20 protein-coding genes and 1 tRNA gene are annotated in these 26929 nt (G+C 45.2%); 14 read left to right on the top strand and 7 right to left on the bottom strand.

Translation table 11 applies throughout. The annotated features are described in order from the left end of the window. Positions 1 to 51: 51 nt before the first annotated feature. Complete coding sequence (gene omp33-36, locus Aso01_RS03655) at positions 52 to 954, bottom strand: porin Omp33-36 (RefSeq protein WP_004934013.1); 903 nt, start codon at positions 952 to 954, stop codon at positions 52 to 54. 1086 nt (positions 955 to 2040) lie between these two features. On the opposite strand from omp33-36, the gene Aso01_RS03650 reads away from it, so the two are divergent. Continuing rightward, positions 2041 to 3642, top strand: coding sequence for a GGDEF domain-containing protein (locus Aso01_RS03650; RefSeq protein ID WP_228127965.1), 1602 nt, complete (start codon positions 2041 to 2043; stop codon positions 3640 to 3642). A 76-nt stretch (positions 3643 to 3718) separates the two neighbouring features. On the opposite strand, the gene uvrA is transcribed toward Aso01_RS03650, so the two are convergent. After that, entirely contained in the window at positions 3719 to 6550 is a 2832-nt protein-coding gene (gene uvrA / locus Aso01_RS03645; protein ID WP_004934020.1) for an excinuclease ABC subunit UvrA, read from the bottom strand. A 184-nt stretch (positions 6551 to 6734) separates the two neighbouring features. Next, positions 6735 to 7748 carry a hypothetical protein gene (locus tag Aso01_RS03640; RefSeq protein ID WP_004934022.1) on the bottom strand — a complete coding sequence of 338 codons (1014 nt, stop codon included), beginning with the start codon at positions 7746 to 7748 and terminating at the stop codon, positions 6735 to 6737. Positions 7749 to 8066: 318 nt separating this feature from the next. Between Aso01_RS03640 and Aso01_RS03635 the strand changes: the two genes are divergently transcribed. The 3 genes from Aso01_RS03635 (at position 8067) to Aso01_RS03625 (ending at position 9193) form a co-directional block, all read left to right on the top strand. Continuing rightward, positions 8067 to 8420, top strand: coding sequence for a DUF1304 domain-containing protein (locus Aso01_RS03635; RefSeq protein ID WP_004934026.1), 354 nt, complete (start codon positions 8067 to 8069; stop codon positions 8418 to 8420). 77 nt (positions 8421 to 8497) lie between these two features. Further along, complete coding sequence (locus Aso01_RS03630) at positions 8498 to 8839, top strand: GlpM family protein (protein WP_004934029.1); 342 nt, start codon at positions 8498 to 8500, stop codon at positions 8837 to 8839. A gap of 42 nt (positions 8840 to 8881) precedes the next feature. After that, positions 8882 to 9193 (top strand): hypothetical protein, encoded by a 312-nt coding sequence (locus tag Aso01_RS03625; protein ID WP_004934031.1) that lies wholly within the window; start codon positions 8882 to 8884, stop codon positions 9191 to 9193. Between the two features lie 50 nt (positions 9194 to 9243). On the opposite strand, the gene tenA is transcribed toward Aso01_RS03625, so the two are convergent. After that, positions 9244 to 9915, bottom strand: coding sequence for a thiaminase II (gene tenA, locus Aso01_RS03620; RefSeq protein WP_004934034.1), 672 nt, complete (start codon positions 9913 to 9915; stop codon positions 9244 to 9246). Positions 9916 to 10116: 201 nt separating this feature from the next. Here tenA and Aso01_RS03615 point away from each other — a divergent pair, with 201 nt between their 5' ends. From Aso01_RS03615 to Aso01_RS03600, 4 genes are all read left to right on the top strand, one after another. Next, complete coding sequence (locus tag Aso01_RS03615) at positions 10117 to 11199, top strand: DUF475 domain-containing protein (protein ID WP_004934038.1); 1083 nt, start codon at positions 10117 to 10119, stop codon at positions 11197 to 11199. A gap of 140 nt (positions 11200 to 11339) precedes the next feature. Continuing rightward, positions 11340 to 12704: an MFS transporter gene (locus Aso01_RS03610; protein WP_004934041.1), complete on the top strand. Its 1365-nt coding sequence runs from the start codon at positions 11340 to 11342 to the stop codon at positions 12702 to 12704. A gap of 51 nt (positions 12705 to 12755) precedes the next feature. Beyond that, positions 12756 to 13331: a single-stranded DNA-binding protein gene (gene ssb, locus Aso01_RS03605; RefSeq protein ID WP_004934045.1), complete on the top strand. Its 576-nt coding sequence runs from the start codon at positions 12756 to 12758 to the stop codon at positions 13329 to 13331. A gap of 454 nt (positions 13332 to 13785) precedes the next feature. Next, the gene (locus Aso01_RS03600; RefSeq protein ID WP_004934048.1) at positions 13786 to 15225 is read left to right on the top strand and encodes an amino acid permease; all 1440 of its coding nucleotides are present in this window, start codon (positions 13786 to 13788) and stop codon (positions 15223 to 15225) included. 74 nt (positions 15226 to 15299) lie between these two features. On the opposite strand, the gene pdxR is transcribed toward Aso01_RS03600, so the two are convergent. Continuing rightward, complete coding sequence (gene pdxR, locus Aso01_RS03595; protein ID WP_004934051.1) at positions 15300 to 16799, bottom strand: MocR-like pyridoxine biosynthesis transcription factor PdxR; 1500 nt, start codon at positions 16797 to 16799, stop codon at positions 15300 to 15302. A gap of 151 nt (positions 16800 to 16950) precedes the next feature. On the opposite strand from pdxR, the gene gabT reads away from it, so the two are divergent. The 4 genes from gabT (at position 16951) to Aso01_RS03575 (ending at position 22390) form a co-directional block, all read left to right on the top strand. Beyond that, a complete protein-coding gene (gene gabT / locus Aso01_RS03590) occupies positions 16951 to 18246 on the top strand; it encodes a 4-aminobutyrate--2-oxoglutarate transaminase (RefSeq protein ID WP_004934054.1) in 1296 nt (431 codons plus the stop codon). Next, positions 18243 to 19691, top strand: a complete 1449-nt coding sequence (locus Aso01_RS03585; RefSeq protein WP_004934057.1) for an NAD-dependent succinate-semialdehyde dehydrogenase — start codon at positions 18243 to 18245, stop codon at positions 19689 to 19691. The genes gabT and Aso01_RS03585 overlap by 4 nt, the downstream gene beginning before the upstream one ends. Positions 19692 to 20248: 557 nt before the next feature. Further along, positions 20249 to 21547, top strand: coding sequence for an FAD-dependent oxidoreductase (locus tag Aso01_RS03580; protein WP_039909778.1), 1299 nt, complete (start codon positions 20249 to 20251; stop codon positions 21545 to 21547). 24 nt (positions 21548 to 21571) lie between these two features. Next, a complete protein-coding gene (locus Aso01_RS03575) occupies positions 21572 to 22390 on the top strand; it encodes a methyltransferase domain-containing protein (protein WP_004934062.1) in 819 nt (272 codons plus the stop codon). A gap of 46 nt (positions 22391 to 22436) precedes the next feature. Here the strand turns inward: Aso01_RS03575 and Aso01_RS03570 are convergent. Next, positions 22437 to 22512: transfer RNA gene (locus Aso01_RS03570), tRNA-Thr, on the bottom strand. A gap of 181 nt (positions 22513 to 22693) precedes the next feature. Between Aso01_RS03570 and Aso01_RS03560 the strand changes: the two genes are divergently transcribed. Next, the gene (locus Aso01_RS03560) at positions 22694 to 24535 is read left to right on the top strand and encodes a monovalent cation:proton antiporter-2 (CPA2) family protein (RefSeq protein WP_004934065.1); all 1842 of its coding nucleotides are present in this window, start codon (positions 22694 to 22696) and stop codon (positions 24533 to 24535) included. Between the two features lie 62 nt (positions 24536 to 24597). On the opposite strand, the gene Aso01_RS03555 is transcribed toward Aso01_RS03560, so the two are convergent. Further along, positions 24598 to 25251, bottom strand: coding sequence for a DUF805 domain-containing protein (locus Aso01_RS03555; RefSeq protein ID WP_004934068.1), 654 nt, complete (start codon positions 25249 to 25251; stop codon positions 24598 to 24600). Between the two features lie 761 nt (positions 25252 to 26012). Between Aso01_RS03555 and Aso01_RS03550 the strand changes: the two genes are divergently transcribed. Next, on the top strand, positions 26013 to 26927 hold the full coding sequence (locus Aso01_RS03550; RefSeq protein WP_004934071.1) for a GIY-YIG nuclease family protein: 915 nt from the start codon (positions 26013 to 26015) through the stop codon (positions 26925 to 26927). Positions 26928 to 26929 lie beyond the last annotated feature (2 nt).

The following is a 26929-nucleotide window of genomic DNA, read 5'->3' as shown; positions in this document are numbered from 1 at the left end:
AATAAAAAAAGGACTCAAATGAGTCCTTTTTTATGCGTAGTTCAGTTTCGATTAGAAACGAGCTTTTGCATTTAAACCGATTGTTTGCGTATCGAATGCAGAACCTTTAGCATCTGCTTTGATGTACGATGCGCCAACAGAGATTGCTGGAGTAACGAAGTAGTTTACGTTACCACCCCATGCTTGACGGAATTCACCAAGGTCTTGACCTTTGATGTTTGCTTCGCCATCGTTACCGATGAAGGTTGCACCAACGCTCAACTTAGGTGTGAGGTAAAGGTCAGTTTTTAAACCGTATTGGTTTTCTTGACCAAATGCACCAGCAGCTTCAAAGCCGATTGCCATGTTGGTACCATCGATTGGACCAACATATTTTGCACGAGCTGTTACTGCGTCTTGATCGTTTTGGATCGCAGCAGTTTGGTTCACAGCAGAATAAATACCGTTGTTTACGATACCAAAGTTATCTAATGCAAACTGGTTTGCAACGCTTGTGTAACCTACGCTCATCAAGAAGTTAGGAAGCAACATTGCACCCACTTCTAATGCATAACGGTCACCGTTGTCATCACGAGAAATCGCATTTTTACCATCAACGTCAGTATGGTTATAAGTTGCGCTTGCGTATACTGGTAGGTATGGCGTAGGGATGTATGTTTCGCCCTTCACGCCGTAAGTACCTACGTGGTAGTTAAGACCGTTGTTTTGGTCATATTGCTGGTAGCTATAACCAAGCGATACGCTAGATGCTTGGTTCAAGAACGCGGCTTCGGCTAAAGGCCCTTTAGACGCATCAACATCTTTCAAATAGAAAGTACCAGCAACGTCACCAGTGAAGTTTTTGTCGTTTGCAGTCGTATCTACATATTCAGATTGACCTTGAACTTCAACTTGATACGCTTGAGCGCCGGTCATGGCGAGTAATAAAGCAGTGGCTAAACCGAGTTTTTTCATAAGAGTTTCCAGCATTAACAAGAGATTAAGCTGTGGTCATTCTATTGTAACAATTTATTTAGTCAATGTGTCTTCAGCCTGGCATCTGTTGCTCAAAAAAACACTTAAAAATATTGCACAAAAAAAATACAGTTAAATTGAGTCGTGTCAACCTGAAAAATAGTCTGTATAACAATCGACTAGATGGAAAATGAAGCAATAAATATTACATTTTGGTTAAATATACATCGTTTTTTCGATTGTAAAAATAGATGGTTATTATTTAAATTATCGGTAAAAACTTACTTTAAAAGTAATTTTAATGTGACTTATGTCACATATTTTTACTAAAGTGAAGCTTATTTAAAGTTAAATCTTAATTTTACCTATTTTTACATTGTTACATATTGGTAACTGAATATGAATATCTGACTGAAATTAAATAGGTTTTAATGTGATTTAAATCTCAATATATTTTAAATATGTTGATTGTTTATCATTATTGTGGTAGTTTGATTGGGTAGTACTTGTTTTTGCTGATAATACACGTCGAATGCAATGGATGATCCCTCTATCGTTCTGTAACGCTGTCGATTGTATTATTCAACTCACCCGGTTTTCCCTAAAACTGGGTATTTTTTTGCTTTTGAATGTGTCAATTGTGTGGAACGTGACAATTATTCAGACAAAAAAAAGCCTAGTGCTCAAGAGGGGTCACTAGGCGAAAAGGATGTTATTTGATTGGGAGAACATCCTTAGAGGAAGCTAAAAACATCATGATTTAATCCTTAAGTGTATGATGCGGAATTTTTCATCATTTGCAAAATTGTTTATTTTTATAATTATGATTGAGAAACACGATGATTTCAGAGCTTCGGTGCTCGTATCGTTTCACTATGACAAGTTCTTGACAAATTTTAAGCAACTTCAGTTAAACTATGGTGACATAATCAGCAAAAAATAAATGTAGTGAAGTCAAAAAAAATAGATCCTCAGCGTCAAATTGTTTTTACTTCCACTAAAGCCAATTCATCAATACGTCATCGTTTATTCTTTTTTGTTTTCATTTTAATACTTTGTTTTTTAGTAATTGCAATTCCACTTATTTTGAGCAGCTATAAGCAATACCAGCAAAGTAATGATGCTTTAATTGAAATTAAATTATTAAAAGCACTTTCTGAGGGTGCCAATCATATTTCTAAAGAACGTGCATTTGCCAATAAACTGATGTCTAGTCCGCCAGAGCAAATCGATCAGCGACGTGCACAATTACTTGATTATCGTGCTCAGGTTGATCAATCTTTGAACACGACAATTCAATTGCTGCGCTCAAACGATAATAAAGAAATTGCAGATTATTTAATCACGAAAGCACAACCAAATTTAAATTTAGCTCGTCTGTCCGTCGATCGTTATGCACAGACCCAGCCCGAACAAAAAAGTTTTCAACAATATGATCGTGCTGTAAAACAAATGTTTAATGCGTGGGATTATTATCGTGAAGCCTTGAAAATGAAGATCATCAATTCCGATCAACAAAATGACGAATTGTTTCGAAATATGATTTTAATTTTATTGGTTTCAGATCTTCGTGATCAGTCTGGGCGAGTGGCCTCAAATATCATTGCCTCGATTAGTTATCAACAACAAATTCCTGAAGAAAACCGTGCAAGATCATTGCAAACCCAGTATCAGGCGCTATACCTATGGAAAATGATCGATACATTGCAGACACAATATCCGCGTACTGCGGAATATAATTATTTATACCATCAAGTGAAAATCCAATTTCTCGATCAAGGAATTGGATTGGTATCTGGCCTGATTCAAGAAAGTGACCGCAAACAACCGTATTCACTCACGGCAACGCAACTGACCGAACATCTTGTGAAAAAATTTAGTGCAATTATTGAATTACAAAGCTATTTGGTTAAAGAAACACTCGATGAGGCGACTACACAGCAGGCAGAAGCAAAACAAAAATTTATTACCACTGTGATATTGTCTTTGTTGTCTCTACTGGTGTCTGTGCTAACGCTACACTATATTGAGCGTTATATTTTATCGCCATTAATTCAAGCCCGCGAAGAAGTTTTACACTTGTTCGATCCACAGACGCCGCTGCGCCAAAAATCAAAAAGTAAACGCGTACATGGTGAATTTGTCGAGCTCTTTGACGCAATTGCGAGGCTGAGAGACGTTTTAGTGGAAAAAGATAAACTCGAGCTCAAGCTTCGCAAAATTGCCCATACCGATACCTTAAGTGGTGTAGCAAACCGTAAGGCCCTTAATGCCTATTTGGGAGCTAGAACGGCACCGTGGTCAGATTTATGCTTGATAATACTGGACATCGATTTTTTTAAAGAAATCAATGATCAACACGGACACATTGCAGGCGATCATGTGATTCAAGCGGTAGCTCGGCAACTCATGGCTCACGAATCAAAATTTGATCTGGTGGTGCGATATGGTGGAGATGAATTCTTACTTTTGATTGAGCGAATCGCACGAAATGATGCGCTTGATGTCGCAGAAATGATCCGTGCCCAAATTGAGGTTATTTCGATTGAATTACAGATTGATGTATCGGTGAGTATGGGAGTAGCGGTAGGAGCAGAAAACTGGCTGACGTTATTTCAAAAAGCCGATACCGCCTTACTCCAGTCGAAAGCCAAAGGAAAGAATCGGGTGGAAGTAGCGCTTTCATAATGATTATTTAACTATAAAAAAAGGATGAATAAGTCGACCTTATTCACCCTTTATAGAAACGAAATGGTGGCTTAACTTAACTCAACATCGGCTTTAAGAAACGCCCCGTATGCGAAATCTCCACTTCGGCCACTTGTTCTGGTGTACCTTCGGCAATAATCTGACCGCCACCCGCACCACCTTCTGGCCCAAGATCAATCACCCAGTCTGCGGTTTTAATCACATCCAGATTATGCTCAATCACCACAATGGTATTTCCTTTGTTGCGAAGCTCATGCAAGATGTCGAGCAGCTTGGCAATATCATGAAAATGCAGGCCAGTCGTCGGTTCATCTAGCACATACAGGGTTTTGCCCGTATCGCGTTTGGCCAGCTCACGTGCCAGTTTCACACGCTGCGCTTCACCACCAGAGAGTGTGGTGGCTGCTTGGCCTAAACGGATATAGCCCAGCCCCACTTGGGTGAGGGTTTCCAAACGACGGTGAATCACCGGAATGGCACTAAAGAATTCGGCACCATCTTCTACCGTCATCTCCAGTACGTCAGAAATATTTTTACCTTTGTAGGTCACTTCCAAGGTTTCACGGTTATAACGTTTGCCATGACAGGCATCGCACGGTACATACATATCGGGTAAAAAGTGCATTGCCACTTTGATCATGCCGTCACCTTCACAAACCTCACAGCGACCGCCTTTAACATTAAATGAAAAGCGACCAGCCGCGTAGCCACGTGCCTTGGCTTCTGGCGTCTGTGCAAATAACTCACGAATAGGGGTGAACAATCCGGTATAGGTGGCCGGGTTTGAACGTGGGGTACGGCCAATCGGACTCTGATCGATATCTACTACCTTGTCCAAATGCTGCAAGCCATTAATCGAATCAAATTTTTCTGCGGTAAGCGTGGTGGCCCCATTTAACTGAGTGGCAGCCAATGGCAGCAAGGTCCGGTTAATGAGGGTCGACTTGCCCGAACCCGACACACCCGTCACACAGGTCATGATGCCTAGGGGAATTGTTAAATCCACATTTTTAAGGTTATGTCCGGCTGCACCGCACAGTTTAATGGTCTGATCTGGTGTAGGTGAACTCAAACGCTGCGCTGGCACGGCGATTTTAAGCGCGCCTGAGAGGTATTGCCCAGTGAGAGAGTCCTGATGCTTTTTCAGTTCATCGGCTGTCCCTTCGGCAATAATTTCACCGCCATGCACCCCAGCACCCGGCCCGATATCAATAATATGATCGGCCGCACGGATTGCGTCTTCGTCGTGCTCGACCACCAGCACGGTATTGCCCAAATCACGTAAGCGAATCAGGGTTTGTAGCAGACGGTCATTGTCACGCTGATGCAAACCAATCGAAGGTTCATCCAGCACATACATGACACCCATCAGGCCAGCACCAATTTGTGAGGCCAGTCGAATACGCTGTGCTTCACCGCCGGACAAGGTTTCGGCTGAACGAGCCAAACTCAAATAGTTCAAACCGACACTCACCAGAAAGTGCAGACGTTCACGAATTTCTTTAAAAATTTTATCGGCAATTTCGCCTTTAGCACCCTCAAGATTCAAATCTTGATAATACTGTTCGGCATCACCAATCGACATCTGGGTAATATGTGCAATGGTTTTGTCTTTCACTTTCACATTTCTGGAAATTTCATTCAGACGAGATCCACCACAGGCATCACATGCAGCATTTGACAAATACTGTGCCAGATCGTCACGCACATAATTACTTTCGGTTTCACGGTAACGGCGTTCGAGATGCGTTAAAATGCCTTCAAATGGCATGACGCGGTTATGTCGACGGCCACGTTCATCGATATAACTTAAATCGATTTTTTCTTTACCGGTACCGTATAAGAATTTCTTTTGTACCTCTTTTTCAAGCGTATTCCACGGTGTATCGAGCGAGTACTCAAAATGCTCCGCCACTTTTTGCAGCATCGAATAATAATACGGGCGCTGGCGATCCCAACCGCGTACCGCACCTTGACTCAGTGACAAGCTCGGATCTGGAATCAGCTTTTCTGCACTAAAATGGCTGCGCGTGCCCAGGCCATCGCAGACTGGACAAGCACCAAACGGATTATTAAAAGAAAACATCCGTGGTTCTAGCTCTGCCACAGCACGATCACATTCCGGACAGGAGTGTTTGGCCGAAAATACACGATCGGGCTGTTCGGCGTTCATCCACGATAAAATAGCCAAGTCGCCACCGAGGCGCAGTGCAGTTTCAAACGATTCTGCAATCCGGTTGCCCAAGTCATCGCGTACTTTAAAACGATCCACGACCACTTCAATGGTATGTTTCTTCTTTTTATCTAATTCAGGTGCCGCATCGATATCGACAATTTCACCGTCAACACGAGCCCGCACAAAGCCTTGACCTTGTAGTTGTTCAAAGAGCTGTGAATATTCACCTTTACGCTCACGTACCACAGGTGCCAGCAGCATCAGTGCTGTACCTTCTTCTAAGGCTTTGACTGCATCGACCATTTCGGAAACGGTTTGTGCCACCATCGGCAAATCGTGTTCTGGACAATAGGGCGTTCCGACGCGTGCATAGAGCAAACGTAAATAGTCATAAATTTCGGTAATGGTTCCCACAGTCGAACGCGGGTTATGGCTTGTCGATTTTTGCTCAATGGCAATTGCAGGACTGAGGCCTTCAATTGCATCGACATCAGGTTTTTCCATTTGCGATAAAAACTGACGCGCATAAGCCGATAACGATTCCACATAACGGCGTTGGCCTTCGGCATAAAGCGTATCAAATGCAAGAGATGACTTGCCAGAGCCTGAGAGTCCCGTAATCACCACAAATTTATCACGTGGGATATCGAGAGACACATTTTTTAGGTTATGGGTACGTGCACCTCGAATACGGATATGGCTTTGGCTCATAAATCGATCCTAAAATGAATTTTTAAAAGAGGTATATGATAGCGCATGAAAAATGTTCAAGCCCAAACTTTTCATTTTTGTGCGACATTTTGTGTCGGAGTGTCTGATTGGCAGGAGAAACCATCATACTGAGATCCGTCATGGCACGGCACACCGTACCATGAGGCAAACTTAGATTATTTAATTAGCGGCGATATGCAGTTGCACCGAAACGACCTGCAAAAATCGTAACCAGCATTCCAATAAACAATCCAATGAACGACCACAACGCAGTTTTGGCAGCCGCTTTGGCAGCAGCAGCAGCCTGCTCACGGACTTGCTCTTTTAACTGTTCGTATTTTTTCTCTGAATTATTGATGTTGACGGTCAAATCGTTAAAGAAGGTTTGAACTTTAACCGTGGCTTGAGTACGTGCCTGCATAAAGTTTTCTGCGGCTTGATCAGCTTCAGCAGCGGTAAATGATGGATTGTTGGCCATAATGGCTTTTTTCACATCGTCTTTACTGATGGCAGCATTGATGGTTTGTACGCGCTGCTCGATAGTGGTTAACAGATTTTTAGTGATTTCTTTGTACTGACTCGGATTCAGCGCCACTTGTTTCACGGCTTCTTCCGTCTGTTTTTTCGCCCAGTCAACTTGTGAACTTAAGTAATTCGGTTGAAGCTCCGGCACCTTACTTTTTTCAAGCGCTTGAGCAATTTTAGAATCAGTGCCATCGGTCAGGTCAGAGATAGAGGGAATGACGTTGTCTAAAATATTGTTTTCTTTAATCAGTTCGACCGAGCCTTTGCCAATACCAGAGGCGAGTGTTCCGGTCACACTGGCAATTGAGCCGACTGTATTGGCTGTTGTTTTAACTGCACTGTTTAAAGTCATGATACTTAAGATCAGACCAATGAGCAGTGATAATGCCCAGACCAAAAATCCATGCATGCCACCATCTAAACCTGCGAACTTACCCGCCAGATAAGCACCAATGCCAAGGCTGACCAGTAACGAGATGAGCGTCCAAATGGTCACCACAGTACCAGAGCCATTGGAAATGTCATCGTGCGACATCGGGTCGAGTAAAGAAAATCCAAGCGCAGCGCCGAGTAATGAAAGCAAAAAGGAGATTGCAAGTACAGCGAGTACACCTGCAAAGATACTGGCCCAAGAAATTGTTTTAACAAATGTGCGATTGATAGTGTTATCCATTATTGTGTCCTTATTGAGTAAATAGTTGTTGGATTTCTCACGTGTTTTTGGAGCAAACACGTCAATAAGCTGTATTTATATTAATCACTCAAATCGTGTTTGACTGTTTAAAAAAAGAATTTTTTGTGATTTTTTACACAATTTGTAACGTATTCATGTAACTTTTTGTGTCAGCGTCATTTGGTATTTATTTTCAGTCAGCTAGAGCTTTCATAAGTATCAAAACGATCAGGTTCACAATTTATTCTGTTCAGCAATCATCTAATATGGCTATAGTGAGCGTTATCACATTGAATACAATAAACAAGAAGGGACACCATGCTTGCACTGATTTTGATTGCGCTGATTGCACTGCTGCATGTTTATATTCTGGTGGTCGAAATGTTTTTGTGGGATCGGCCTTATGGCTTAAAAGCCTTTGGAAATACGCCTGAAAAAGCCCGAATCACCAAAGTGATGGCACAAAATCAGGGCTTATATAATGGTTTTTTAGCAGCCGGTCTTTTTTGGGCATTGTGCGCGCCCGAAGCGTTATTTGTTCCACTGGCGAGCTTTTTTCTGGGTTGCGTATTGGTGGCTGGCCTCTATGGCGGCATGACCGCCAGTAAAAAAATCTTTTTTATTCAGGCATTACCTGCATTTTTAGCACTGTTAAGTGTTTATTTACTATAGTGTGTAGCGATAGGCTTCATTTTGGCGTTTAATCTGCATATGTTGTTTCGACTCAGCAAATAAAGTGACGTATTGGCATGCTTGGTTTGTTTTTTAAATGCACCCTAGGTGCAGCAGTTGTGCTGCTCATTTCTATTTTATCTAAAAGCAAAACCTTTTATATTGCGGGCTTGGTGCCGCTTTTTCCGACCTTTGCTTTGATTGCGCATATCATTGTATTTGGTCAGCAAGGTGCTGAGGCACTGCGTAAAACGGCGCTATTTGGTTTATGGTCATTGATTCCCTATGCAATCTATCTGGGGATGGTGTATTTTCTGGCTGAACGGGTCTCGATTGGGTGGTGCTTAAGTCTGGCGACACTGGCGTGGGTACTGGCTGCAGGTCTTCTGTTATTGGGCTGGAATACTTATTTTAATTAATATGAATCATCGTGTATTTAATATATAGAGGAGATGACCGAAATGATCGTCAGAACATGGCATGGATGTGTACCACTACTACATGCTGAAGGCTTTGCCTTACATTTGCAGCGTACAGGCGTAAAACATGCAAAGACGATTGCAGGAAATCAGGGTGCTTTTGTAAAACAGGTTATTCAGAATCAGTGGGCCCATTTTTTTCTGGCGACTTACTGGGATGATTTAAGCTCAATCAAGGCATTTGCAGGTGACGATTATCAGATTGCAGTCACGTATCCAGATGATGAGCAATACGAATTAATTTCAGATCCCTATGTTTTTCATCATGCAGTGAGTACACAAACCGAACTTTAATCTTGCCATAACAGCAGATTCAATTTGTGACTCACTTTTTATAGATGATTTTAGTTGGATAAGCCTAACCACTGACGCTGATGGTAGGCGCTATCCCAAAACAGCCATTCCAGCTTGGCACCCATGGTATAGGCCGCATGCATTTTTTCTAGCGTATCGGCATCGCAACGCGCTGCAACCTTATCGACGGTTGCAATCACATTACGCACGGCAGTGTGAAATTCTTCACCCGCATAGGTATCAATCCATGCCTGATACGGATTATTCGGCACCGACTGACTGACAATGGCACGGCCAACTTCGGCATAAATCCAGAAACAGGGCAGGAGCGCTGCCAATACCACAGGATAACTTTCAGACCACGCCGTTGCGGTTAAAAATGACGTGTAATGATGACAAGCCAAAGTTAGTGGTGTCGACTCAAAGGTTTCTTTACTCACATTAAATGCCGTCATAAAGTCATTGTGCAGACTACGCTCAACCACAATCGCGATTTTAGCAGCTTCAGAAAACTGCATCACGTCGTCTGCATCGTAAGCTTTGGCGGCTGCCACTGCCAAGGCACGACCATAGGCCAACAAATAATGCGCATCCTGAATCACATAATGACAAAATGCCTCAGGCGCCAATGTGCCAGCAGCCAGTTCCTGATTAAACGGTAAATTGAGGATCTGCTCATATAACGCGGTATTTTTTTGCCAAAGTAATTGAGTAAAGCTCATAAGTCGTCTGCTCTAAATCCGATTTTTTGCGTGCCAAGAACTATAACAAAAATCGATCGGCGTGAGCGTTGTAAACCACTTTATTAATTTAGACTTAATATTTTGCGTAAAAGTGATAAATGTCATCTGCTTTCAGCTAAAAAACGCGCATAATACATCCCGAAATTCTAATACTTGATCTTATTTTGATTTAGGGCATTCATGAAGCATTTTCGTTTTTCCATTTTCTTTACCGTCATCTGTCTGGCGTTATCGGCGTATTGGGGCTATACCCATGGTCCGGAAGCAGGCATTTCGACCATGTTTAAAGCACTCACCATTACCGCTATTCTGGCGGTGATGGAAGTGTCGCTGTCGTTTGATAATGCAGTCGTCAATGCGTCTGTTTTGCGTGGTTGGGATCATTTTTGGAAAATGCTTTTTCTCACTGTCGGCATCTTAATTGCCGTATTTGGCATGCGTTTGATTTTTCCGGTGGCCATCGTGGCGGTCACCGCCGACATGGGCATGATTGAAGTGGCCCAAATGGCACTGAATGATCCAAAAACCTATTCTGCACGCCTGATGGAACATCATGCTGAAATTGCAGCATTTGGTGGAACGTTCCTGCTCATGGTGTTTTTAAACTTCTTTTTCGACGACGGCAAAGACACTCACTGGTTTAAATGGATTGAAGCCAAGCTGGCCAATCTGGCCAATGTGCCAGCAATGTCGGTCTTTATTGCCTTGGTTGCGCTGCTGATCATGGCAACCTATGTGGCCGACGACAAACGCCTTGTGGTGACGATGGCGGGTATCTGGGGGCTGGTGGTCTATATCGGTGTTCAGGTGTTGAGTCACTTACTCGGCGGCGAGCCTGAAATTGATGAAAATGGCAATGCAGTATCGCATGATGCTTCTGGGGCATCTAAGGGTGTGATTAAAGCGGGTTTTGGTGGTTTCTTATATCTTGAAGTGCTCGATGCATCGTTCAGTTTCGACGGTGTGATTGGTGCTTTTGCCATTACCAGCGATGTGGTGATTATTATGCTCGGTCTGGCCATTGGTGCCATTTTTGTGCGCTCGATGACCGTTTATCTGGTCGAAAAGGGCACTCTCGATGCATACATTTACCTCGAGCACGGTGCGCATTATGCCATTGGTGCCTTGGCTTTTATCATGCTGGCAAGTGGGACTGGTGTACACGTACCTGAGGTGGTCACAGGGTTGATTGGGGTTGCGTTTATTGTGTGGGCTGTCTTGGCTTCGATTCGATACAGCAAGCATCACGCGCAAACCGATTAAGCTGGCTTTCAGTTAGCTTGCGTAGTCTAAAAAGGGTGCTTCGGCACCCTTTTTTATCAGGTATCAGAATTTCGTCAATTTAGGCGAAGTTTAATCTTGAATCCTCTATAATTTGATTAAGTTTAGATAAGCGTGTCGATATGATGAATGCGTTGGAGCGTCGCTCAACCTTTGCATTAAGCAGTATTTTTGCCTTGCGTATGTTGGGTCTGTTCATGATTATTCCTGTATTTTCAATTGCAGGGCAGTCCTATCAATACGCAACGCCCGCCTTAATTGGTCTTGCAGTCGGTATTTATGGTTTGAGTCAGGCCATTTTGCAAATTCCGTTTAGTCTGATAGCCGACCGCTTTAGCCGTAAACCGCTCGTGGTGCTGGGTTTGTTGCTGTTTGCTTTGGGCGGCGCGGTCGCGGCCATGTCGGACACCATTTATGGCGTGATCATCGGGCGTGCCATTGCAGGCGCCGGGGCTGTATCGGCGGTCGTCATGGCCTTGCTGGCCGATGTAACACGTGAAGAGCAGCGTACCAAAGCCATGGCCGCGATGGGCATGAGTATTGGTTTATCTTTTGTGGTGGCGTTTAGCCTAGGGCCTTGGCTCACCAGTCTGGTGGGCATTTCCGGACTATTCTGGGTCACCACCCTGATGGGACTGGTGGCAATTTCGATGCTGCTGTTGGTGCCTAAAGTCACGCGTCATCATAAAAATTATCAGCAGGGTTATCTGGCTCAGCTTAAACAAGTTATCAAGATGGGCGATTTAAACCGCTTGCATGTGTCGGTATTTTCACTGCATTTGTTACTTACCGCGATGTTTATTTATGTGCCTTCTCAACTGATTGAGTTTGCCGATATTCCACTTTCCAAACATGGCTTAGTGTATTTGCCGCTACTTGTGGTGAGTTTGTTTTTTGCTTTTCCAAGTATCATTGTGGCAGAAAAATATCGCAAAATGCGCGGCATCTTCCTGACCGCCATTGCCGGTATTATTGCAGGTTTGCTCATTCTGATTTTTGGTTATGAGTCGAAGTATGTACTCTTAACAGGCTTGGGTATTTTCTTTATTGCATTTAACGTGATGGAAGCGCTGTTACCGTCTTGGTTATCGAAATCTGCCCCGATTCAATCTAAAGCCACTGCTATGGGCATCAATGCCAGTAGCCAGTTTTTGGGTGCCTTTTTTGGTGGTACGCTGGGTGGACAATTGCTGATGCTGCACAACACTTCACTGGGTTGGAGTATCTTGGCCGCGATTGCTATACTGTGGTTGCTGGTGAGCTTCGGGTTGGCGCAGCCGCGCTATTTGTCGTCGATTGTATTGCCTTTACCTGAGGTAACTCACACAGCCGAGTGGACGTCGAAACTGCTGGCGATCCGCGGAATTGAAGAAGTCGTGGTGATGACCGAACAGCGTGTAGCGTATATAAAAGTGGATAAACGCGTCATCGATGATGCTGCGCGACAACATTTAACGCAGTTGTTGGGGTCAGAGGTAGCCATTTAATCATAACTCTTATAAAGTAAAAGACAGAAATAGATAGGAAGATTAAAGCTCATGCGTGGTGTGAATAAAGTAATTTTAGTTGGGACCTTGGGCCGTGACCCGGAAACCAAAACGTTTCCAAATGGCGGGTCATTGACTCAATTTTCGATTGCAACCAGCGAATCGTGGACAGATAAAAGTACGGGTGAGCGTAAAGAGCAAACCGAATGGCATCGTATTGTGTTGAATAACCGTTTAGGTGAAATTGCACAGCAATACCTGCGTAAAGGTTCAAAAGTGTACATTGAGGGTTCGTTACGTACCCGCCAGTGGACAGATCAAAACGGTCAAGAGCGCTATACCACCGAAATTCGTGGCGACCAGATGCAAATGCTTGATACACGTAGCCAAGGCGAGCAGCCTATGGGTGGTGGTCAGGACTACAACCAGCCACGCTTTAACAACAATGCACCGCTGCAAAACACCGGCTACAACAACCAAGGCGGTGGTTATAACAACAAAAACAACGCTGGTGCCAATCAAGGTGGCGGTTATGGCAACAATGCTGCGGGCAATCAAGGTGGTTATGCACCTAAAGCGCCACAGCAACCTGCTCCAGCAGATCTAGACGACGACTTACCGTTCTAAAATACATGACTTAAAAACCTCACCTTGCGTGAGGTTTTTTTATCTCTAAATTTTTATATTTTTTGAAAATATGATGATCTGAGCGATATCGTACACACTATTTTTTACTTAAATTAAAGAAAATATCGAAGCGCGATAAGTAAAAATAATAAATCAAAACATTCAATTAACCGTAGCGCGTTTAGGAGCGCACTGATCCGAATCATTTTTTAGCACTATTTTGGTGCAAAAAAACAAGATTGGCCCCCAATTACCATAGACAAATGGCTCTCGTTTATTGGCCACCAAAAAGACACATTAGATTCATTAGAAGTATGCATACGGAAACGTTCGATTGGGCCTTATACAGGCAGTTAAAGCCGGCACGGCCCAGTCAACAACAGGTTAAAAGGAGAGGCGCACTGCAAAGGCGATGTTGCAGGCCTCTGCTTTTGAGGTATTAAGGAAAATAGTTATGGCAGCGCTCAAAACAGCGACTGAATCAGGCCAAGCCGAAGGGCTTAAAAGTGGCTTGAAGTCGCGTCACCTCACCATGATTTCAATTGCCGGCGTGATTGGCGGCGCTTTATTTGTGGGCTCGGGCAGTGTGATTTATTCTGCGGGCCCCGCAGCGATTTTAGCTTATGCCATTGGGGGATTGCTGGTTTTACTGATTATGCGAATGCTCGGTGAAATGGCAGTCATGAATCCAGACAGCGGATCATTTTCTACTTATGCCGATCGTGCGATTGGTCGTTGGGCTGGTTTTACCATTGGCTGGCTGTATTGGTGTTTCTGGACTTTACTCATGGGTTGGGAAGCCTATGTGGCCGGTAAGATTCTCAACAGCTGGTTCCCGTTTATCCCCATTTGGGGCTATATGCTGATGGTGATTATTGGCTTGGTCTGGGTCAATCTGCAAGACGTGAAAAACTACGGTGAATTTGAATTCTGGTTTGCCTTGATCAAAGTTATTGCAATTGTATTGTTCTTGGTCGTGGGAAGCTTGGCTATTATGCATTTATGGCCATGGGGTGAACCTGCTGTAGCAGGCATTACCAACTTAACTGCACAAGGCTTTATGCCCGGGGGCTTTTCATCGGTAGTCACTGCATTGCTTGGAGTCATGTTTGCCTATATGGGCGCCGAGATTGTGACCGTTGCAGCCGCAGAATCAAAAAATCCGGCACGTGAAATCCGTAAAGCCTCAAATTCGATTGTGTGGCGGATTATCCTGTTTTATGTCGGCTCGATGTTTATCACTGTGTGCTTGATTCCACACAACAATCCATTGTTAAAAGACCCAACATGGGGAACCTATAGCGTCACGCTGTCTGCGCTTGGTATTCCAGAAGCGCGTCATATTGTGAACTTTGTGGTACTGACTTCGGTGTGTAGCTGCTTTAACTCGGCACTTTATACCTGCTCACGCATGATGTTTTCATTGTCTAAGCGTGGCGATGCACCAAAAGCGTTTTCAAAAACCAACCGCAACAGCAGTCCGTGGGTTGGGGTCATTTTCTCAAGTATTTTCTCTATCGTGGCGGTGTACCTCACAGCCAGTGAAAGCATGAATGTATACGATGTTCTTATGCTGGCAACCGGCACGGTGGCATTGTATGTGTACCTTGCCGTGGCATTTTCTCAACTACGCATGCGTAAGAAAATCGAAGCCGAAGGTAAAGCCATCGACTTTAAAATGTGGTTATTTCCATGGTTAACCTATCTGGTCATTTTCATCATCATTGGTGCGATTGTGACCATGTTGATTGAAGGAACATATTTTAAAGAGGTGATTTACACCACAGGACTGGCGCTGGTGATTGTGGCGCTGGGCGTACTGACCCACAAATTTAACTGGGGAAAGGAAGCTCGCCAACACATGCTGCAAGAAAATAAAAACTCAGTCAGCTAAATCATCTGGCTCAAAAAAAGAACCTCTTGAAGAGGTTCTTTTTTTTTTTATCTGTCAATTCTGCTGGCTTGCCGTTATGAGCGGGTTGGAATATTGGCTTCGCGCAAACACTGTAGCAACACCCCAAAGGCCATGACCATGTCTTTTTCACTCACACAGGCAAAGCCCATCAGTAGGCCACGTTCGGCGTGGGCATGCGCATGCATATAATATTGCGACAATGCCCGAACCTTAATGCCCCGCTCGAGTGCAGCCGAGGCAACCGCAACGTCATCGCAATTGTCGGGCAATTTAAGCACCAAATGCAAACCAGAATCATCGTTGTATTCATGCAAAAATTCTGGGCCTAAATAACGCTTGATCAGATCGACCAGATAAGCACGCCGTTTGCCGTACAACAGCCGCATACGGCGAATGTGTGCTTCGTAGTGGCCTTCACGAATAAACTCGGCCAATGCCTTTTGCTCAAGCAAATGCCCGCCGCGATAAAGCTCGGCAGCCAATATCCGTAAAGATGAAAACAGTGGCTTTGGCACCACCAAATAGCCAATGCGTAAGGCAGGGTAAATGGTTTTACTAAAGGTGCCCATATAAATTACGGGCGCATCGCTTTCAAGGCCCTGTAAAGACGGATAAGGCTGCCCAGAAAAACGAAATTCACTGTCGTAATCGTCTTCTACAATCCAGCTACCGTAGCGCTTGGCCAAATTGAGCAAAGATTTGCGGCGCTCAAGACTCAGATGCGACCCCAGCGGATACTGATGCGACGGCGTCACAAAAATCAGTTTGGGGGGCTCTTCGGGATACTGCTTGGGAACAATACCATCGGCATCGACCGGCATGGGCTGAATATTCAGTCCATTGATGCGCAATGTATTGCGCATGCCCCAATAGGCCGGATCTTCAATCCAGACCGGATCGCCAATATCGCTCAGCGCACGCGACACCAGATCAATCGCCTGATGAATACCTTCGGTAATAATGATCTGATCGGGATCACACTGTACCGAGCGCGCCACGCGCAGATAATCGGCCAAGGCGCTACGCAGTTCGGTGCAACCGCCTGCATTACTGTAAATCAGGTGATGAATATCTGGCTCGCGACTTAACCGCGCCTGAATACGGCTAAAAATATGATGTGGGAATTCGGTCACATCTGGCGCACCTGGCACAAATGCACCCCATTGGTAAGGCGAGGCACCAGCATAACCAATCAGTTGGCTACCGCGCTGCGACAATTGATACGAGCGCGGCGGATTCCGCAGCCCCACGCGCTGTTTGCCGTTGGGCGTGTTTAAAAAGGCTTCGGGTAACTGCTCGGCCACCCATGTGCCATGTCCGGTTTTTGCCTCCAAATAGCCTTCAGCCTGAAGCTGTTCATAGGCCGATAACACTGTATTTCGTGAAACATGAATTTCTTTGGCGAGGTCACGTGAAGCCGGCAAACGCGTTTTTGGGGGTATAACACCTTCAACAATTGCGCCTTGCAAACAGCGAAATAAACGTTGATGAAGTTTTCCGTCTACATCTTGTTGTAAACGTTGTAATAAATGATCGCCCAGCAAACTACGCAATTGGCTCTCTCCCTGAGTTGATAAATGGCTCTCGTCAGTCGACGCAAGACGCGCGAAATTACAGTGGTAGACAGCTATTGTAAAGCATCCTGTAAAAGATGGCGGGAATGTGTGACCAAAGCTGTAATGAATAACACTAGAGGATAGATAGATGGACACTAAACATTCTGCACTTAATCAGCGTAAACAGCAAGCAACTCCACGTGGTGTGGGTGTGATGTGCCAGTGGTATGCAGACAAGGCTGAAAACGCCACAATCTGGGATGCACAAGGCAATGCCTTTACCGATTTTGCAGGCGGTATTGCGGTGTTAAATACGGGTCATCGTCATCCGAAAGTGATTGCTGCCGTTCAAGCACAGCTTGAAAAATTCACACATACTGCTTATCAGGTTACACCATACGAAAGCTATGTATCGCTTGCAGAGCGTATCAATGCACTTGCACCGATTGCAGGCCCTGCCAAAACCGCATTTTTCACTACAGGTGCAGAAGCGGTTGAAAATGCAGTTAAAATCGCACGCTCATACACGGGTCGCCAAGGCATCATTACCTTTGGTAATGCGTTTCACGGCCGTTCATTCATGACGATGGCCATGACCGGTAAAACAGCACCTTACAAACGCGATTTCGGTTTAATGCCGGGCGGTGTGTTCCATGCGCGCTATCCAGTTGCATCACGTGGTATTACTGTCGATGCCGCAATGGAAAGTATCGACAACATTTTCAGTGAAGACGTTGCACCGCACGACGTTGCAGCGATTGTACTTGAGCCAGTACAGGGCGAAGGCGGCTTTAATATTGTACCGGCCGATTTCTTAAAACGCGTGCGCGCACTTTGCGACAAACACGGTATTTTACTGATTGCCGATGAAGTACAAAGTGGTTTTGCCCGTACAGGTAAAGTTTATGCGATGGATCATTACGAAACCAAAGCAGATCTCATCACCATGGCCAAGAGCTTGGGCGGTGGTTTCCCGATCTCAGGCGTCGTTGGCCGTGCAGAAGTGATGGATGCACCAAACCCGGGTGGTTTGGGCGGAACCTATGCAGGTAACCCAATTGCGGTTGCAGCAGCACACGCGGTGATTGATGCCATCGAAGAAGAGCAACTGTGCGAACGTGCCAATGTACTCGGTGCAGAGCTGGTGAGCGTACTTGAGCAGCTTCAGCAAGCAACCGATCAGGCGATTATCGATATTCGTGCTTTAGGCTCAATGGTTGCCGCAGAATTTGAAACAGCGGAACAGGCCAAAGCCGTACAAACCTATGCCATGGAGCATGGCTTGTTATTACTTACCTGTGGTAAGTATGCCAACGTCATCCGTTTCTTGTATCCATTGACGATTCCGACTGAACAGTTCCGTTCTGGTCTTGAAATCTTGAAACAAGGTGTTTTAGCGTTGAATGCAGAAACCCACAGCACAGCAGTTGGACAAACAGCATGATTCAAGAAAGTTTACAGTATTTACTCGCACATCCGGATATCTCGTTTACTGCACCTGCAACAGGCACAGCAATTGAGGTCAAAGATGCCGCGACAGGTGCATCACTGGCTTGGGTAAAAACCAGTGACCGTGCCGCTGTAGAAGCCGCAATTCAACGTTCGGAAAAAGCGCAAGCGGCGTGGAAAACCCAAACCGCCTTGCAGCGCGCCGATATCTTGTGGGCGTGGCACCATCTTATGCTTGAGCATAAGGAAGATCTGGCACAGATTTTAACTGCCGAGCAAGGCAAGCCACTGGCAGAAGCGCGTGGTGAAATTGGTTATGCTGCTTCGTTTATTCGCTGGTTTGCAGAGCAGGCGCGCCGCATTGATGGCGAAATTTTACCGCCAACCGTTGCGCATCAGCGTTTACTGGTGATCAAGCAGGGCATTGGTGTTACGGCAGCCATCACACCGTGGAACTTCCCGGCGGCCATGATCACCCGTAAAGCAGCGCCGGCCATTGCTGCCGGATGCTCAATGCTGGTGAAGCCGGCAGACCTGACACCACTGACAGCCTATGCGCTCGAAGTACTGGCTTTAAAAGCAGGCTTGCCACAAGATGTATTGCTCAACATTAGCGGTGATGCAGTGGAAGTGGGCAAAACCCTGTGTGAAAGCGATGTGGTCAGAAAGCTCAGCTTTACAGGTTCTACGCCAGTGGGCCGTATCTTGATGCAGCAGTGCGCACCAAGCATCAAGAAACTCTCGCTCGAGCTGGGCGGTAATGCGCCGGTGATCATTTTTGACGATGCCAACCTAGAGCAGGCGGTTGCAGGCATTATGGCCAGCAAATTCCGTAACAGCGGTCAAACCTGTGTCTGTGCCAACCGTATTTACGTTCAAGCGGGTATTTATGACCAGTTGACCGAACGTCTGACTCAAGTTGTGGCAGGCTTACGTGTGGGCGATGGCCGTGAAGATGGCGTGACGCAAGGGCCACTGATCGACGAGCGTGCCGTAGCCAAAGTGCAGTCGCATATCGACGATGCCACCCAAAAGGGCGCTAAGGTCGAAATCGGCGGCAAACTCGCGCCGCAGGGCGGCACCTTCTTTGAACCGACGGTACTCAGTGGTGTTACCCAAGACATGCGTGTTGCTAAAGAAGAAACCTTTGGCCCGCTGGCTGCGTTATTCCGCTTTGAAACCGAAGCGCAAGCCATTGAAATGGCCAACGATACCGAGTTTGGTCTGGCTGCGTATGTGTTTACCCAAAACGCAGCGCGTCAGTGGCGCGTGGGCGAAGCACTTGAGTATGGAATGGTTGGGGTCAATACCGGCGCTATTTCCAATGAAGTGGCACCATTTGGTGGGGTAAAACAGTCCGGTTTAGGTCGTGAAGGTTCCCAGCACGGAATTGAAGAATATTTGGAAATGAAATACCTGTGTATCGATGTTTCTGAGTAGGTTTCATAGCTGATCCTTTAAAACCCGTTATGCCCATTCATAACGGGTTTTTTATTGTTCGACAAAACCCGAAGGCAGGAGCAGCCTGATCAGTTTGGTCAACGCCAAATGCTCGTCATACACCGTGCTGTATTCAGGACGTTGAAGCAGAGCCAAAGAAAAAGCCCTTTATCAATTTTGATAAAGAGCCGTACGCTGTTGTTTCATTATTTTCATGCACTGATTGTTTGGAACCCTCATTTAATTAATGTGATGTGGTTCTCATTTTTGAAGCATGATAGCTCAAAATTTATGATGATGAAAGTGCTGTTACAAAAAAATTGGTTAATTTATCTTACTTTTTTTTATCAGCTTTTTAAATAAAGCAGAGTTTTGAGTGCCATTTTTATATCTGTAATACTTTATTAGTGAATTGTTTCAATATGTATATGAAAAACCTCAAAAGATTGCAGGAGGCGCGCCGCACAAAACCCTTAAATCTGGTAGTTTTTAATACCGCATTTTAAGATTTTGTGGGTCATAATCAAAAGAAATATTCTCACGAATGGAACATCATTTTGGATATCGCAATTATAGGTAGCGGCATGGCAGGCCTTGCGACCGCAAGAATTTTAAAAGATGCAGGACATGCAATCACGATATTTGAAGCCCTTCCTGGTCGAGGAATGGATAGCCATAGTATTGAATTTGAGGGGGGAAACATCGATGCGCCTCTGCGTGTGATGAATCCGTATTTATGGAAAAATACCTTAAGTTTGGCCACGCATCTGGGTATGACCATGTTTCCGGTACGTACCTACATGGCGTGTAGCTGGTTGTTTGAAGACAAAACCGAAACATGGTTGACTACAACGCGTAGCCGCATTGGAAATTTTCCAATCATTAACAACCGTAAGGGCATCAAGCAGTATGGCTGGCGACTGGTCAAAGGTATGTTGCAGCTAAAAACCGCGATTAACCAGTTTTTTAAATCTAAAAATCAAGATATTACCCTTGCCGAGTTTATTAACCAAAACGATATCGAAGAAGTGTTTTGGCACGGCGCCGTGATGCCGGTGCTGTATACCATCTGTACCTGTAACCCCAAAACCATTGGCGACTGGCCTGCAAAACCACTTTTGACCTTTTTACGTCAGTTGACCGATGGCGATGCCTTGCTGCGTATGCAAGGTGGCACGCCGGCATTTGTCGACCGTTTGATTCAAGGTATCGACATCCGTAGTGGCTCTGCGATTGTGAAGGTTGAACAGCAAGGCGAAAAAGTACTGGTCGAAAATGATCAGGGCGAACAGCAGTTTTTTGATCGTGTGGTGGTGGCCACACCAACCGATAAAATTGATGTGTTTTTAAATACTACACAGTTTGCAGACGATTTGGCGCTGTTAAAGCAATTCCGTTTTGAGCAGGGCGATCTGGTGATTCATACCGATAGCACCGTAATGCCGCCAAAACGTAAGGACTGGTCAGTACTGAGCTACATGATGGACCGCAAGTTTACCCGTCAACAGTTTACTGTATGGATGAACGCCGTCGAGCCAAGTTTAGTGGGTAAATCTCCCGTATTTCAAACGTGGCGCCCGGTTACTCCAATCGATCCGAAAAAAGTGATTTCGTCGGTGAAGCTGACGCGTGCCGTGGTCGATTCGCAAACTGTAGCGCTTAACCAAGAGCTGCAACAGCGCCATAAAGATCCAGATCGTAAAGTGTTTTACTGTGGTTCGTGGTCGTGTGATGGCTTACCGATTTTAGAATCGGCAGTGACCTCTGCCATGAATATTGCAGAAATTTTTGGTGCGCCGCTGCCATTTGTCGGGGTTAAACCTAAAGTAGAAGTGGCACCGCAACTGGGCTATTAAGTCTGGTTATTAGGTGAGTAAACCATGAAGCTACCGCACGCCCTGACACGTCGCCTACCGCATAAATATGCCATCAATGCGGCGGCGCTGGGCGATGCGCGCGCACTGGCATGGAGTAATCTGGGGTACTGGAAAGAGACCGCCGACTACCCAACGGCCTGTGCACAACTGGCCGATCAACTGGCCGCTGCGGTCAGCTTAAAGCCGCATGACCGCCTGCTCGATCTGGGCTGTGGTCAGGGCGCCAGCTTACAGCACTGGCTCAGCGTGCATCATGTTCAGCATGTCACGGGCGTGGAATTACAGCTGGCACAGGTAAAGCGGGTGCAAAGCCAACTGGCTGCAGTCGATCAGGTATTACAAGGGTCTTTTCTGGCGCTCGATCCGGCTGTTTTTTCGCAGCCCTTCGATGTGGCTTTATGTATCGATGCTGCCTATCACAGCCCTTTGGCGGCATTTTTAACGTCTAGCAAACGCGTACTTGCCACACACGGACGGCTGGGCTTTCATACCCTGATGCTTTCAGCGCAGTGGTATAAATTATCGATGTGGCAAAAACAGAAATATTATTATCTGCTTCGGGCGGCCGATGTCGATTTAAGACAATTACACGACCAGCAACGCCTTGAGCAAAGCCTTGAGCAGCAAGGCTTTAAATTGTTATCACTGCGTGATATCAGTACACCGGTTTTAAACGGATTTGCAGACTACATTACACAGCGGCAGGGTACACCAGATCACACACTCGACCTGCTTAAAATACAGATGACCGCGAAGCTATGTCGATATTTATATGACGATGGCGTGATTCGTTACGTCGAAATTGCCGCAGAAAAGCAATAAGCGAAGAAAATAAATTAGAGAAAGAGAAGAACAACAGAAGGGAAGATGGTGCCGGCACACGGATTCGAACTGTGGACCTACTGATTACAAGTCAGTTGCTCTACCAACTGAGCTATGCCGGCATCTTTGAATAGGCTGAATTTTACAGGAAGCTTAGCAAAGGTCAAGTATTGCGCGGTGTTATCTGCATAAACTGTGTGCAATTGCAGCGCATACTGGCTTACATAGAAAAAAATTGTGCTTTTGAATTCATGCATTTCGCCCTATAGTCAAACCAAGAAACATAAAAAAGAGAAAAACAGCATGAGCGAGGAAGCGCATTCGATTGGTTTGTTGGCGCCTGTGGTGTTGCTGGCGGCGGCCGTTATTGCGGTGCCGATATTTAAGCGGCTTGGTCTTGGCTCGGTACTGGGGTATCTGATTGCGGGGTTGGTGATCGGGCCATTTGGGCTGGCGTTTTTTCAAGATCCGGCTTCTATTTTACACATTGCCGAACTGGGCATTGTGATGTACCTGTTTATTATCGGGCTTGAAATGCAACCTTCGCATTTGTGGGGGCTGCGCCGTCAAATTTTTGGTTTGGGCACCTTGCAAATTGTGGCCTGTGCGCTGGCATTGACCGGCACCGCCATGCTGTTTGGCCTGAAGTGGCAAATTGCGTTTATTGCGGCGGCAGGCTTTGTACTGACCTCTACAGCCATTGTGATGCAGCTTCTGGGTGACCGTGGCGATCTGAACCAGCCCAAAGGGCAAAAAATTGTCTCGATTTTGCTGTTTGAAGATTTACTGATTGTACCGCTTCTGGCTTTGGTGGCCTTTATGGCGCCTACGCACGTGATCGAAACCACCAGCTCGCGCCTTGAAAGTATCGGCATTGGGTTACTTGCTATTGCCGGCCTGATTGCCGCAGGCTACTGGCTGCTCAATCCGCTGTTTCGTTTGCTGGCTGCCTCTAAAGCCCGCGAAGTGATGACCGCGGCCGCGCTGTTGGTGGTGCTGGGTGCAGCATTACTGATGCAGGTGAGTGGGCTTTCTATGGCAATGGGTGCATTTTTGGCGGGTGTGTTGCTGTCGGAATCGACATTTCGACACCAGATTGAAGCCGATATCGAACCCTTTCGGGGGATTTTACTGGGGCTATTTTTTCTGGGTGTGGGCATGTCGCTCGACCTGACCGTTGTAAGGCAGAATTGGCCATTTATTTTGGCGGCAGTGCTGGCTTTTATGGCGGTAAAAACCCTCATGATTTATATCGTGGCACGCATGACCCGCAGTTCGCACCATGAGGCGCTTGATCGTGGGGTATTGATGGCGCAAGGCGGCGAGTTTGCCTTTGTACTGTTTGCCGCGGCGGCCAGTGCACAGGTGATTGATGCCAGCACTAAAGCCAATCTGACTGCCATTGTGGTGCTCTCGATGGTATTTACACCGGTACTCGGCATTTTGCTTAAGCGCTTTACCCAAGAGAAAAGCCAGCATTCACTGGATGAGGTTGAGGTGGCTAAAGACCTTTGCGGCAGTGTGCTCTTGATTGGTTTCGGGCGCTTTGGGCAGGTCACCAGTCAGCTTTTACTGGCACGCGGGGTGGATGTGACCATTATCGATACCGATATCGACATGATTAAAAACGCCGAGAGATTCGGTTTTAAAATTTACTATGGCGACGGCTCGCGGCTGGATATTTTACAGGCCTCCGGAGCGGCACATGCCGAAGCGATCTTGGTATGTGTGAATCAGAAAGAGATGACCAATCAAATTGTCGATCTGGTGCAGCATGAGTTTCCACTGGCCAAGCTGCTGGTTCGATCTTACGACCGTGAGCATTCGCTGTATTTGGTCAAGCAAAATGTAGATTATATTTTACGCGAGACTTTTGAGTCTGCCATTGTGTTTGGCGGGGCCGTGCTGAAAGAGCTGGGCATCGATGAGCGCGAGATTCGGCAGATTACTCGCGAAATTCGTGAGCGCGATGAAGAGCGCTATGAAACCGAAATTGCAGCCGACGATATGTATGCCAGTGTGGGCATGCAATACACCAATACCCACCCACGGCCTACGGCGCCCTTAATTGCACCCAAGCATTCGGCACAGTTTTTAAATGATGCAGAAACCCAAGACGAACCCGACCAAAATGCGCCAAAGTAAGCGCAGTGAAGGAAGTGATGCAACCCGCTCACTTCCTGAATCCCTTACACCAAACACACATTTTATTTTGAGGCTGGGCCATAGCGATTGCTGTGCGTATCGCCTTCTTCAAGGGTAAAGAAAAAGATCACCATCACAATACCCACGATGGGCACCAAATTGATAAGTAATAGCCACCCCGTGCGGTTAATGTCATGCAGGCGGCGCACACTCACCGCAAGTGCAGGTATGAGCATAGTGAGCATAACGCCCCAAAACAGGCTATTTGCCAAGTTAAATACATGGCAACACACCAGCAGGCTTAAGCCGAGCAGGGCATAGCACCCCATAAATGACCAGTACTCGCGGCGGCGGGCACGGCCTTTAAAATCGAAGCTGTGCTTTATGCATTTTAACACCCAGTCCAAGGTGCGATAGCAGGCTTGTTTTTCTAAATTTTTTTGATGCTGCGCAGCGCGTGTATTGTAGGCGTTGGCCTTGGCCAGAGCTGTAGGTGAATGGTCTGTTGGCGCAATAAGTGGCTCGTCGGTGGGCTCATCGATAAATACCTCACTTACCTCGCCTTGCGCATCTAATTCAAAAGATACATGCATGCCCGGCATGGGGACAATCCACTCGCGCCACACAGCGCCTAAAAATGAATAATGCTTTTGGTCTTCGGTACGAATAATGACGGTATTGGTTTGAACGGAATAATCGAGTATTTTGCCTTTCATCTATTGTTATCCTTATTTTTTATGATGGAATGATTTTTTTGGCGCTAGAATTTTTTTGGGCAAGCGAACCTATGGAAAAGCATTCCAAATATTAAAAATTAAACGTAAACATGCCGTGATCTTAATTTAAGAAAAGATCATGAAGGTATGGGTGATCTGCGTTTGGATAAGTACAAAGGCAAAATAGAAAGATGTGATAAATAGTTAGACAAATGATTAACAATAGTCATGACTATGACTCCTTAGGTAATTAAGAAGTTCTACCGAATCACTGTCAATTGATTATGGTGGTAGAACGAAAGGGGGTTGACAGACTGAACCTAAGAATCAGCACACCCGAAGGTGTCCCCCTCCCGTTCTACCGCAGAGGGGAGCACGGGGGTGCACACCAAAAGAATTGATCTTTTAGTGCTCTTAGGAAACGGTCTGTCAAAACCGACTGGCAATGTAGGCCAGTAGGGGAATGATAATCTGTGGGGAAAGGGGAGTCAATTTGTTGCGATTTTAGATATAGAAACTAATGGAAATAAAGTTGGATAGCTGTCGAAATTTAGGAAACTCCATACAGAAACTGATAAATTAACCATAATTGCTTTGCCATTTTAATCTAATATATAAAAGACTGTAGAGCGGTATAAAATTATCCAGAAAGATAGATTGAGTTATATTAAATAAATCAAATTATTGACTGATAAATATGAGGTTAAAAGAAATTTATTACGTTTAATATTCTATAAATTCTATGACTTTAAAGGGAAAAAATGCAAAAACGTGGGCGCCAAATTCGTTTGTTTTATGTAGATGGTCAGCATAATGGGATTGTTAGAGCCGAGCTGATGAATTGGACAGGTTATGTTTATGCAGCGCCAAGAGCCAGTTTAAAACAACTTATTGAAAAAGATGATGCACATGGTTCTGGAATTTATTTTTTGATCAGCAAGGCACAAGAGCTTGAGGGTAAATATAGCGTTTATGTTGGCGAGACTGTGAATGGTATTCAGAGAATGCAACACCATGAATATAATAAAGATTTTTGGGATACAGTCATTTTAGTGCAATCTAAGGATACAACATTAACTAAAACGCATTGTGCATATTTAGAGTATCAAGTTTATCAATTTATTAAAGATAAAACACTTTATGGTATTGAAAATAAACAAGCATTAAAAAGTTATGCAGGAAGGTTGTCAGATGCTGATATTTCAGATATGGACACGTTTCTAGATAATTTAAGTTTCGTTTTACCTGCATTAGGTGTGAACATACTTACACCAGTTGTAAAAATCCCAAGCCAATCAAATACTCAATTTGCTTCTACTATAGATGAAGCAATAGAAGCAGAATTTTTTGTTTTAAGCCGTGATAAAAAAGTAGATGCGAAAGCGTATATAAAAGACGGTATTTTTTATGTGAGACAAGGTTCTATTGGTAAGGAACAGCAGACCTCATCGCAACATAATTTTATCATTAATCAGCGACAATCTTTAATAGATAAAGGAATGATTCGTGTCATTGACGAAAAAATAGAATTTACTCATGATGTCGCTTTTACTAGTTCTTCAACGCCTGCTGCAATGTTATTTGGTCGTCCAACTTCTGGACCCTCTACTTGGAAACTATTGGGTGAATCACAAATAAGCTATAAAGATTGGGAAGAAATGCAGGTTAAGTTATAAAT

This window comes from Acinetobacter soli (assembly GCF_000760595.1).
Classification (GTDB): domain Bacteria; phylum Pseudomonadota; class Gammaproteobacteria; order Pseudomonadales; family Moraxellaceae; genus Acinetobacter; species Acinetobacter soli.
This window is presented reverse-complemented; position numbering and strand designations above follow the sequence as displayed.